This window comes from Streptomyces colonosanans (assembly GCF_001866645.1).
In the GTDB taxonomy this organism is placed as follows: Bacteria; Actinomycetota; Actinomycetes; order Streptomycetales; family Streptomycetaceae; genus Streptomyces; species Streptomyces colonosanans.
In genome coordinates this window covers 17,989-28,801 of record NZ_MLYP01000068.1, presented here as the reverse complement: position 1 = coordinate 28,801, position 10,813 = coordinate 17,989, and the positions used below count along the sequence as shown (strand labels likewise).

Sequence of the window (10,813 nt, the reverse complement as noted above, 5' to 3'; positions counted from 1 at the left end):
CCACTCAAAGCCGCATGACACCTCCACGAACGAACTCGGAGCAGCACTAGCTGTTACGGCTTCGGCCCCTCGGCGGCAGCGCCGGGCCTGGAATCCCAGCCAATCGGGCGGGGCCTCGGCTCCGGTCCGGCATGGCGCTATGGCGAAACGCACTATGCCCGGATGCTGATGGTCTCCGAACCACGCAGGAGAGACCATGGACGACCACCCCAGAATTCAAGAAGCCCGGCAATCGGCATCCATTGGTGCGGTCCATGACACTCCAGGTCAGCCAGGGGTCATCGGCATTGCGCTCGCCGCCGTGCTGACGGCCGCACTCGCGCAGGGTTCCTGGCAATGGTTCTCCAGTTACCTCGGGGTGACGCTTCTTGCGGTGATCTTCTCCTTCTACCGACTGCCGACATGGATGCCCGGCCTCGGATCTGCGTACATGCGGAATCTGGCCGCATTTTCATTGGTCGTCGGCCTGTGCGTAGCGATCACACTGGCTCCCGCGCTACAGCGCTCAACGTGGTTGTTTCCGATGCCAGGCACTCGACGCGGGTGCCCTGAGATGGGTAAGTACGAGGGCCTCCAGGCGGAGGCCGCGCTGGCCGACCTGGTTGGTCGCGACAGAGCCGCCTTGGCTCACGCGCAGGAAATCAAGATCCATGATGCTGTTGCCGACTGCCTGTCAATTACTACGACCCTGTGGCTGCCGGCATACGGGTTCGGGGCGGCCGTACTGGTGGGTCTGGGTGCGTGGTGCTTCGACCGAGCTCGGGCGAGGAAGGAGATGGCCGTGGCCGGCCCGAATCCTCCTCGTCAGGACTGAGCAGGCAGGCGCACGCGACCCGGTTGCCGTCATGAGGCGGAACGAGAACCTCCTCCAAGTTCAACGCCTTGCCCGGACCGCCAGGGCGCCCCTCCGGGGCCGCTACCGGCCGTGGCAGGTGCAAGCCGCCGGCCTCCTCAACGGGGTGCTCGCCCTTGGGTCGGTTGTGGCAGACGACAGTGGCCCGCGCATGGACCCTGCGGGCTGGTCCATGCGAGTGGGAAGAGCGGTGATCAGGGTGGTGGCTGGTCCGCGATGGAACCTGTAGGGCCGACCCGTCAACCAAGATCGATCGAGAGGTGCCGGATTGTGCTGCCGACGCTGAAACGCAGGTCAACTCGTGGCCTGCTCTTCCTGCTGACCGTACTGGCCTTTCTTATGGGAGCGGCGAACGCGGCGGGATCCGCTGCCACACCCACCCATTCCCCGCACGGACACGGGGACTTCTATCAGTATCCGAGCCGGAAGACGCTGGAGAGGACGTCACCGGGGACGTTGTTGGCGTCGGAGCCGATGGCGGTGACCGCCCGTCTGCAGGGCGTCAGCTCACGCACGGTGCGGATCATGTACCGCTCGGTCGGACTGCACCGGGAGCCCATCGCGGTCACGGGCTTCGTCTTCGTCCCGCTCGGTGGTGCTCCCAGCGGGGGGTGGCCGGTGGTCGCGTGGAGCCACGGCACAGCGGGCGTGGGGCCGAGCTGTGCCCCCTCGCGTCACGCGAACCTCTACCCCCAAAGTGACTATCCCGAATACGAGGATCTCGCCGCGCGCCTTCTACGGGATGGCCACGCAGTCGTCGGCACGGACTACCCGGGACTGGGCTTTCCCGACAAGCTGCATAACTTCCCCCAGACGGACCTCAACAGCCGGTCCGTGATCGACAGTGTCGTGGCGGCGCGGCAGGTGTCGTCGCAGCTGGGACGGCAGTGGTTCGCCATTGGCCACTCGGAAGGCGCGGCGGCAGTCCTGCGGGTCGGCGAGCACGTGGCACGAGAGGCATCGGGGCTGCGCTTCCTGGGCACCGTGTCGCTCGCGCCGCCCAGCCACTTCAAAGACGTCATGGACATGTTCGCCGCCGCCCGGCCCCCGATCGACGCGGGACTGGCTGCATTGGCCGCCTACCTGGCGGTGGGGGCGCACCTGTACTCACCCAGTATCCGATACACGGATGTGCTGGCACCGGAACTCGCTGTACAGATCCCCCTGGTGAAGAAGCTCTGCGATGACGAACTGACCATCTACCTGGACAACGTGCAGCTGGATCGCATCGGCAACCCCGACTGGGCCGACAACCCGGCGCTGCGGCGGTTCGTCGACATCCTCGAACCGGCCAAGGGTCGCTCCACCGGGCCGATCCTGCTTCTGCAAGGGGACCAGGACCAGACGATCCCGGTCGCGACAACGACCAAGCTCAACGGGGAACTCTGCAACCTCGGCGACACCGTGGACTATCGCATCTACCCCGGAGCCACCCACGACAGCGTACTGAGCGCTGCGTACAAGGACATGATCGGGTGGATGACCGACAGACTGCAGGGGCACCCCGCCCCGTCGACCTGCTGACCACGTACTGCCATGCAGCGCCGGCTAGGCGGGATGGTCGCCAATGGCTGTGACCTGCACGGTGGCGGGGACCTCGCGAGGGACGAGCTCAGGGCTGGTGACACATCACTCGATACCGAGGGGTCCGATGCCCAGGTCCTCACGCATGAGGCGACGCATCTGCGCCATAGCCTTGCGTCGCCGCTCTATCAGGGGCGCGTCGTCGGCGGAGCCGACAGCCACTCCACGGGCATAGGCGTCGCGGATCGCGCGCAGGCGGTGGAACGCCTCGTTCCCCTGGGGTGTTGCGACCATCACTGGATTCCAAGGACGGCCTTGCGGATGCGGGCGTTGACGCTCTCGATCGCGTTCGTGCTGCAGTTGACCTTGCGTATCTCGACGTCGAAGGAGAGGCAGGGCACGAACTCGGCCCATGCGTCCTACCACAGCTTCACGATCGCTGTTTACTTCCGGCCCCAGGACTCCTGGAACTCCAGGAACCGCTCCGTGGCCGCGTCCTCGCTGGGTCGCTCCTAGGTAGCCGTCCCAGCGCGGCGAACGCGTTGGTGATGGTCAGGTAGGCGAGACGAAGCAACACGAGTACTTATCCTGCCGCAGCACCGAACAAGCCCCCGAGCTGCATGGGTGACATTCTCGCCAGGCGCAGTGTTCACCAGTCGCTGCGGAAAGGCGGTGCCGTGGGTGCCGGGCCCAGTGTGGTGGTGCCCGGCGCCGCTCGGTGGCCGAGGCCGGTGCGGTACGCGTCGATCGCGGCCTCTGTGCGGCCCGTACGTCGCAGCAGATCGCCCAGTAGTCGGCACAGGTCGGCCAGATCGCCCGCCGCCTTGCTGCGTTCCAGCAGGGCGAGTGCCGTGACGTAGTGCTTCTCGGCCTGCTCGTCCGCGCTCTCCTTTTCGGCGATCAGTCCCAGTAGCCGGTGGGCGCCCGCGGCGTGGACGGCACCGCGTCCTTCGCCGAGGTCCGCCCCGAGCTCCAGCAGCCGGGACAGCAGGGCCACCGCCTCCTCGCACTTTCCCTGGCGGCGCAGCACATCGGCCAGTTCGACCTCGACCTGTGCGGTATAGAGAGTGGCGCTGCGGGCGGCGAGCATCTCTCGGGCGGTGCGCAACTCGTGCTCGGCGGCTTCCAGGTCGTTGTTCTGGGCATGCACATAGCCGCGCATCCAGTGGCAGTGGGCCAGCTCGGTACGGTTCTGCAGTTGCTGGTAGAGGTCCTGAGCCTTGGCGAGTGAGGCGTCGGCTTCGGCGATCCGCCCTTCGGCGAGCAGGGTGCGTGCCACGCTGCGGTGCATGCCGGCGACGAGGGCAGGGTCGGAGACCCGCGGGGCCAGTGCCAGGGCGAGCTCGGCGGCCTGGGCGGCGCGGGCGTGTGCTCCCATGTCCATGTACGGGCCGATGGAGGAGGCGTACAGCAGCACAAGGGCATCTGGATCGTGCAGGCCGTGGGCGTTCAGTTCGTCGAGGGCGGTCTCCAGGACGTAGCAGGCGTACCTCAGTTCACCGGCGAGAAGGTGCGCGACGGCCCGGCCGCGCAGGGCGCGGACCCGGCGGGGGAGTGGCTCGCCGGCCGACATGAGGGTCCGCTCCGCCGCCTCGAAGTACTCGCGGGCGGCGTCCAATTCGCCGCTCTCCAGGGCGCATTCGCCGAGCCCGGTGAGCACGTCGGCCCGCTCGGATTCCAGGGCGAGGTCCTCGGCCTCGGCGAGCAGTTCCCGGTAGCGGGAGGCCGCCTCGCCGAGGGCGCCAGCGGCGAGCAGGCGGCGAGCGCCGGTGAGGGCGAGGCGCAACTCGGTGGTGAGGCGGGCGGAACGGCCGGTGGTCAGTTCTTCGTAAGTGGTGCCGAGCTGCTTGGCCAGGAAGCGAAGGGCGGTCTCAGAGGGGCGGACCTTGCCGGACTCCAGTGTGGAGATGTACGCGTCCGTGTATGCGGGCTCGGCCAATTGCCGCTGTGTCAGACCTCGTTCGACACGCAGGCGCTGTACACGCTGTCCGATGACAGCCGGTTCGTCCATGGTGCGTTCCTCTTTCCACGGTTTCACATCCGCAAGGGCATTGTGCGGCACTGGTAGAGGACCCTAAGTTAAGTGCCTTATTAAGCGAGTTGAAGTACGCACTTAAGATACTTGTTCTGAGGAGAGACTGTTGCGCCCGTCCATACGCAGATCAATGGCGGCGGCCGTAGTGGTCGTCGCCATGACCGCTCTCGTCGGCGTCCCCAGCCCCGCTTCCGCGGGCGCAGGCCCGGAGGCGACCAGGCAGGTCAAGGTCGAGATACCTGGCGACGAGCATGCCAAAATCGATCAGCACGGCCACCATGAGGCCGGCTCCGGCTACACCTGGGTGCCGTCCGCCAAGGGCGGCCCTGGGGCCCGTACCGCCGCTCCGCTCTCCGCCGCCGAGACCCGGGCCGACGGCGATGTCACCAAGGTCATCGACAACGGCCCCACCGCCGACCGCCTCGACGTGGTCATCGTCGGCGACGGCTACTCCGCCGCCGAACTGGACCAGTTCCACATCGACGCCAAGGAGAAGTGGGCCGAGGTGACAGCCGTCGAGCCGTACACCTCGTACCAGAACCTCTTCAACGTCTGGACCGTCGACGCCGTCTCGAACGACTCCGGTGTCTCCGGCGATCCGGGCCAGGACGTAGTCAAGGACACCGCGCTCGGCTCGTACTTCTGGTGCGACGGCATCGAGCGGCTGCTCTGCATCGACGAGCAGAAGGTCGACTCGTACGTAGCCAAGGCCCCCGAGGCGGACCTCGTCATCGTGGTTGCCAACAGCACCAAGTACGGCGGCGCCGGCTACAACACACCCAGCAAGACGCTCGGTTACGAGGGCATCTCCACCGCCTCCGCCCACAACGCCCAGTCCGGCCAGGTCGCCATCCACGAGACCGGCCACTCCCTCGGCAAGCTCGCCGACGAGTACTTCTACCCCGGCTACCCGGGCTACGAGCGGTACACCGGCGCGGAGCCCGAGGAGTCCAATATTTCCACCCTGAGCGCCGACGCCATGGCCGCCCGGCAGACCAAGTGGTACCGCTGGCTCGGCGAGACCTCCCCGGACGGCGGGACGATCGGCTCGTACCAGGGCGGCGGCTACTACCTGGCGGGCCTCAACCGGCCCACCGATGGCTCGATCATGCGGGTGCTCGGCAAGCCCTTCAACCTCCCCGGCCGCGAGGCCATGATCGCCGGCTTCTACCGTCACGCCTCCATCGCGACCCCCCTCACCTCCACCGACCGCACGCTGCGCCAGCGTGACACCGCGCGCGTCGAGGTGCCGCGGTTGGCGGGCAAGCAGCAGCTCGACATCCAGTGGTACCTCGACGGCAAGTCGCTGACCGCTCAGGCGGGCCGGACCGCCCTGCCCGTCGCCGCGCTCCACCTGGACTCGCGGGACGTCCGCAGCCACCGCCTCACCGTCGTCGTCACCGACCGCACGGACGCCGTGCGCGACCCGGCGATCGCCGCGACCCTCCAGGACGAGCAGTCCTGGACGGTCCGGCACTGACTCCTGGACTACCAGGGTGTGGAGGTCGCCTTGCGGGCGGCCTCCACACCCTGTGCCGTTCGGAAACCAACAGGTCAAGGAGCTTCCTTGTGAAACGTATATTGGTTCCACTTGTTGCGGTGGCTGTAGCGTTCGGCGCTATGGCCGCCGCGCCCGCCGCGATGGGTGCCGAAAGGCAGTCGGCCGGCGCTCCGGTGAGCGCCGCGGCCGACGACGCGACGGTCGTTCCGATCCAGGTGACCGGCGACCCGTCGAATCGTTGGAACCTGGTGGTGCTCGGTGACGGCTACACCGCGTCCGAGATGCCCAAATTCCTCGATCAGGTCGACCAACAGCTCAACGTGCTCTGGGGCCTTGAGCCCTACAAGAGCTACCGGAACTACATCAACGTCTATGCCGTCGAGACTCCCTCCCAGGAGTCGGGGATCAGCTGCGACCCTCAGCTGGATTCCCCGATGCGCAACACTCCTTTGGGGATGAAGCTCTGGAGCGGCTGCTCCACGAACGGCATCCAGCGGCTGCTCGTGATGGACAACAACGCGGCCAAGAAGTACGCGGCCCTGGCCCCGAAGGCGGATCAGATCCTCGCGCTGGCCAACAGCGACACCTACGGTGGTGCGGGTGGCTCGTACGCCACAGCGACCGGCGGCAACGCCATGTCGGCACTGATCGCCCCGCACGAGCTCGGCCACTCCTTCGGCGGTCTCCAGGACGAGTACGACTACTACTCCCGGGGAGTGACCAGCGGAACCTACAGCGGCGGTGAACCCAAGTCGGTCCATCACACCCTGCTGACCGAGCAGCAGATGCGCGACCAGAAGGTCAAGTGGTGGCGCTGGCTGGGGGAGAAAAGCGAATCCGGCGGCACCATCGGCCGGTACGAAGGCGGCATGTACTACACCGAGGGCGTCTGGCGGCCGAGCCGGCATTCGATGATGAAGTCGCTCGGCTACTACATGGACCAGGTGAGTCGTGAACAGATGACGGCGGGCCTGTCGGGGGCCGTCAACCTGATCGAGGACTCCACGTCCACCGATGAACCCGTTGGCCTCACCGACGAGTTGTGGATCGACACCGTTCACCCGGTCTATCACGAGCTCGACGCCACCTGGAGCGTCAACGGCAAGGTGGTCCGCACCGTCGCCAACGCCCGCAGCGTCAATGTGCGGGACCTCCACGCACGCGCGGGCGACACGATCGGTGTGAGCGTCGTCGACGACACGGACTTCGTCCGCGATCCCGCCCTTCGGAACAGCAGCAAGATGACGGCCACGCGCGAGTGGACGGTCGGGACATCCTCCGCACCGTTCGCCCACGACGACGATCCGAAGATCTCCCTGGCGACGCCCGCCGAGCGGCCCGTCGGGGCGACTGACGTCCTGTGGGTCGACCCGAGTCACCCGCGCGACCACGCTCTGAACGTGGTGTGGCGGCTGGACGACCATGTCGTGGGGCACTCGACGAGCCTCGATCTCGGCGGCCTCCGACTCGGCAAGGGCACCCATCATGTCGACGTCAGCGTAAGCGATTCACGCAAGCCCACCTCGCCTGCGGCAACCGAACGGTGGACGGTCGACAACACGGCGGCAACCACCAGCCACCTTGTGTCGGACCCGGTCAGCGTCTCGAAGAACAGCGACGGCACGCCGCACTACACCGTCAAGGATTCCTTCAGCCTCGCCCTCACGGCACACGACGACCAACCAGGGGCACTGACCTCGGAATTCCGGGTCGACGGCGACGGGTGGTTCCACTACTTCGGCTGGCCTACGGACAGTTCCAAGCCGTTCCTGTTCACTCCCACCGGAACGAACGTGGACGGTCTGATCTACGGCAACCTCGGCACCGGAGGCCTGTCCGCCTCACCGTTCGCCGAGCGACTGCCCGGATACGGCACCCACCAGATCGAGTACCGCTCCGTGGACGCCGCCGGCAACGTGGCACCGTCCAAGAAGTTCACCGTCACGGTGCTCCCCAAGGACCCGACACCGCCGGGCTCCGTGCCCGTCACATCGAGCGCGGGGACCCTCTGCGTCAAGGATCAGACGCAGGTCGAGGTGTCCGCCCGGAACCGGTCGGCATACCAGGCCGACCTCACGGTGAAGACGTCCTACGGCGTGCAGACCTTCAAGAACGTCCCCGCGGACGGCAAGGTCTCGGCGGTCTTCCGCACCGGCGAGCCGACCACCGAGACCGGCAGCGCGACGGTGACCGCGCGCGCGAAGGTCAAGGGCCCCAACGGCACGAACGACCATGAGCTCGACGCCACCTACCAGGTCCCCTACAACCGGTTCGCCTGCGACTGAGCCCATCCTGCGGTCGGGCGGCGGTCCCCGCCGGGGACCGCCGCCCGACACCGTTCAGTTGCAGGCGCTCGCTCCGGGCACGGTCCACCGGCATCGCGGTCAGCACGCACGCCTTGGCCTCCTCCAGGCGGACATTGAGGTGGATGTCGTCGGCCCATACGTACACGTAGTCGACCTCCGTCAGGTCGCGGTTCATGAAGGCGGCGTGGTCGGCCTGCCACTGCTGGGTCAGGCGGGTGACCGTGGCCGGCGACAGCCCGGCCGAGCTGCCGAGGAATTGTTCGAGCGCGGGCACGAAGTCGCCGGAGGACGGGCCGTGCAGGTAGAGCAGGGGCAGTACCTCGCTGACCTTCGGGGACTTGCGGCACCACGGCGGCAGGATCGCGGAGGAGAACCGCTTGCGCTCGCCGGTCTCGGCGTCGATGCGCTTGTCGTTCATCCGCGGCGCCTTCACCTCGACCGTGCCGGCCGCGGTGGTGACCTGCCGGGGCTGGTGACAGCCGTTGCGGACTACCAGGCGGCGCCCCTTCTCGTCACGCTCATCGGCCAACTCGGCTATGTAGGCGTTACTTTGGCCTCCAGCGCGGCGGCCAGCATCCGCCGTGCGGGCTCCCGAATAATCTCATCCCGCAGCGAGCTGCCGCTTGGCGTGGTGCCGTTCTCGTTGACTACCGTAAGCACGGGCGTGCCTTCCCGACCGACGCGGCAACGTTGGCCTTGCTCGATGACCTATCGATCGATCCATCGGGAAGGTACGCCTCCTTCCGTCAGGAGTGATCCACAGGTATTGAGCATTGCTCATCGACCTTGCGGGCTGTCTCACTGCCACCCTCGGCTGACAAACTTTCCGGCCATGGCGAACAGCGGACTGTGGGTCGGCATCCTCACTGCGCTGACTGCACTCGGAGCCAGCTACATCACCGCGCGGGCGACCTTTCGCGCAGCGCGGGCCCAAGCCGAAACAACCACAAGGGCAGAGGCCCTGCGCGAGGAGCGTGAGCGGCGCCGATCCGCATATCGGGAGATGATGAGCTGCGTGCACGCGTTCAACGTGGTCACGTGGCAGATTGATGACGTCGATGCGGCGCGTGACCGTGACAGCAAGGGCCGGCTCCTGACTCAGATGTACGAGCGCGTCGGCCCGGCCATCGGGGACATGAACAGGGCGATGCACGAGGTCCGGCTCGATGGTCCGGCCGCTGTGTCCGACGCGGCGGATCATGTGCGGAACATGGCCCGGCTCGTACAGCAGCGGCTCAACGCGCTGCTCGGTGACGACAGTCCTGAGCGCCGGGACGCGTACGACGCTGCCTACCGGGATTTCCGGGAAGCGTACGTCACGTTCATTGGCCTGGCGCGAGGGGCGCTGGAGGTCAAGGGCAAATAGCAGACTGCCCCTCGTCCTCTGCGCGATCAGACGCGCGCAGGCCACGGGGTCATTCGTCCGCTGCTGGTACTGCCGGACCACGAGGCGCAGACAAGCCACAAGTCGGAGCGTCCGGTGCATACACAGGGTGACGTCGTAGCTGGCCGTACGTGGGGAATTCGACGTGGCCGCTGTCACTGTTGTGTGGGGGTTCAGGACATAGCTGACGTGATGTTCTCGGGACACCCTTCACCGCTCCTGATGGGTTTTCAGATGCTCCGTGTGTGACTGAGGAGGCGGAGAGCCGGCAGCAGGGGGACTGGTTGGTTGAGCAGAAGTACCGGGCGGTGCCGGAAGTGCTCGACGGTTCGCCGATCACGGAGGTCGCCCAGCGGTACGGGGTCTCCCGGCAGTCGGTCTACACGTGGAAGGCGAAGTACGGCGCGGGTGGTTTCGAAGGCTTGCGGGAGGTATCGCGTCGGCCGCGGACGAGTCCGACCAGGCTGCCGGCCGAGGTGGTGGCCCTGGTCTGCGAGATGCGACGGTCCCATTCGCGCTGGGGAGCCCGACGGATCGCCTACGAGATCGAGCGGGCCGGAACCGAGAGGGCTCCGTCGCGGGCCACCGTCCACCGGATTCTGAGTCGCAATGGCCTCGTGCGCCCGCAGGAACAGCAGCATCGGCGCAGGTACAAGCGATGGCAGCGCGAGACGCCGATGCATCTGTGGCAGCTCGACCTGGTCGGCGGGATCTACCTTGCCGACGGGCGCGAGTGCAAGATGCTCACCGGGATCGACGACCACTCACGCCTCATCGTGGTCGCCGAGGTGCTCGCGGTGCCCTCCGGGAGGGCGGTCGCCGACGCGTTCGTGCGGGCCATGCGGATCCACGGTGTGCCGGCCGAGGTACTCGCGGACAACGGCAAGCAGTTCACCGGCCGCTACACCCGACCCAGGCCCGCGGAGGTGCTGTTCGAGCGGGTCTGTCGGGAGAACGGGATCGGCGCCAAGCTGACCAAGCCGTACTCACCGACCACCACCGGCGAAATCGAACGCTGGCACCGGACCCTGCGCAGAGAACTGCTCGACGACTGTGGGCCGTTCGCGTCTCTCGAGGCAGCCCAGGCCGCCATCAGTGAGTGGGTTCACCTGTTTCTTGCGAGGAGGCCCCGGCGTTCACGCCGGGGGGCATCGCATCTTGTGACAGCGACGCGGAGCGTCGCCGTGTCCTGCTTTCCGGGCGCGGAGCG

The 10,813-nt window shown here is 67.1% G+C and carries 7 protein-coding genes and 3 pseudogenes; 6 read left to right on the top strand and 4 right to left on the bottom strand.

The annotated features are described in order from the left end of the window. Positions 1 to 196 precede the first annotated feature (196 nt). Together BIV24_RS25295 and BIV24_RS34575 are read left to right on the top strand one after the other, a co-directional pair. Positions 197 to 814, top strand: a complete 618-nt coding sequence (locus tag BIV24_RS25295; RefSeq protein WP_071368741.1) for a hypothetical protein — start codon at positions 197 to 199, stop codon at positions 812 to 814. A gap of 564 nt (positions 815 to 1,378) precedes the next feature. Beyond that, a complete protein-coding gene (locus BIV24_RS34575) occupies positions 1,379 to 2,377 on the top strand; it encodes an alpha/beta hydrolase family protein (protein ID WP_107459703.1) in 999 nt (332 codons plus the stop codon). Positions 2,378 to 2,482: 105 nt separating this feature from the next. Here the strand turns inward: BIV24_RS34575 and BIV24_RS32495 are convergent, their stop codons facing one another. From BIV24_RS32495 to BIV24_RS25280, 3 genes and pseudogenes are all read right to left on the bottom strand, one after another. Continuing rightward, positions 2,483 to 2,671: a hypothetical protein gene (locus BIV24_RS32495; protein WP_177198815.1), complete on the bottom strand. Its 189-nt coding sequence runs from the start codon at positions 2,669 to 2,671 to the stop codon at positions 2,483 to 2,485. 14 nt (positions 2,672 to 2,685) lie between these two features. Then, positions 2,686 to 2,883 (bottom strand): annotated as a pseudogene (locus BIV24_RS36550) (transposase); the annotation flags it as partial. A 143-nt stretch (positions 2,884 to 3,026) separates the two neighbouring features. Continuing rightward, on the bottom strand, positions 3,027 to 4,388 hold the full coding sequence (locus BIV24_RS25280) for a tetratricopeptide repeat protein (RefSeq protein ID WP_071368740.1): 1,362 nt from the start codon (positions 4,386 to 4,388) through the stop codon (positions 3,027 to 3,029). Positions 4,389 to 4,542: 154 nt separating this feature from the next. Here BIV24_RS25280 and BIV24_RS25275 point away from each other — a divergent pair, with 154 nt between their 5' ends. Both BIV24_RS25275 and BIV24_RS25270 read left to right on the top strand, forming a co-directional pair. Then, on the top strand, positions 4,543 to 5,892 hold the full coding sequence (locus BIV24_RS25275; protein WP_071368739.1) for a M64 family metallopeptidase: 1,350 nt from the start codon (positions 4,543 to 4,545) through the stop codon (positions 5,890 to 5,892). A 119-nt stretch (positions 5,893 to 6,011) separates the two neighbouring features. Then, the gene (locus BIV24_RS25270; RefSeq protein WP_245766940.1) at positions 6,012 to 8,198 is read left to right on the top strand and encodes a M64 family metallopeptidase; all 2,187 of its coding nucleotides are present in this window, start codon (positions 6,012 to 6,014) and stop codon (positions 8,196 to 8,198) included. A gap of 85 nt (positions 8,199 to 8,283) precedes the next feature. Here the strand turns inward: BIV24_RS25270 and BIV24_RS32485 are convergent. Next, positions 8,284 to 8,879 (bottom strand): annotated as a pseudogene (locus tag BIV24_RS32485) (transposase); the annotation flags it as partial. A 172-nt stretch (positions 8,880 to 9,051) separates the two neighbouring features. On the opposite strand from BIV24_RS32485, the gene BIV24_RS25265 reads away from it, so the two are divergent. Together BIV24_RS25265 and BIV24_RS25260 are read left to right on the top strand one after the other, a co-directional pair. After that, positions 9,052 to 9,585, top strand: a complete 534-nt coding sequence (locus BIV24_RS25265) for a hypothetical protein (RefSeq protein WP_071368737.1) — start codon at positions 9,052 to 9,054, stop codon at positions 9,583 to 9,585. A 263-nt stretch (positions 9,586 to 9,848) separates the two neighbouring features. Next, positions 9,849 to 10,742, top strand: a pseudogene (locus tag BIV24_RS25260) (IS481 family transposase); the annotation flags it as partial. Positions 10,743 to 10,813: the final 71 nt, after the last annotated feature.

What these genes read in the sequence shown, in the direction of transcription:
- BIV24_RS25295 (WP_071368741.1), top strand. Translation starts at nt 197, where the DNA reads ATGGACGACCACCCCAGAATTCAAGAAGCCCGGCAATCGGCATCCATT.
- BIV24_RS34575 (WP_107459703.1), top strand. Translation starts at nt 1,379, where the DNA reads ATGTACCGCTCGGTCGGACTGCACCGGGAGCCCATCGCGGTCACGGGC.
- BIV24_RS32495 (WP_177198815.1), bottom strand. Translation starts at nt 2,671, where the DNA reads ATGGTCGCAACACCCCAGGGGAACGAGGCGTTCCACCGCCTGCGCGCG.
- BIV24_RS25280 (WP_071368740.1), bottom strand. Translation starts at nt 4,388, where the DNA reads ATGGACGAACCGGCTGTCATCGGACAGCGTGTACAGCGCCTGCGTGTC.
- BIV24_RS25275 (WP_071368739.1), top strand. Translation starts at nt 4,543, where the DNA reads ATGGCGGCGGCCGTAGTGGTCGTCGCCATGACCGCTCTCGTCGGCGTC.
- BIV24_RS25265 (WP_071368737.1), top strand. Translation starts at nt 9,052, where the DNA reads ATGGCGAACAGCGGACTGTGGGTCGGCATCCTCACTGCGCTGACTGCA.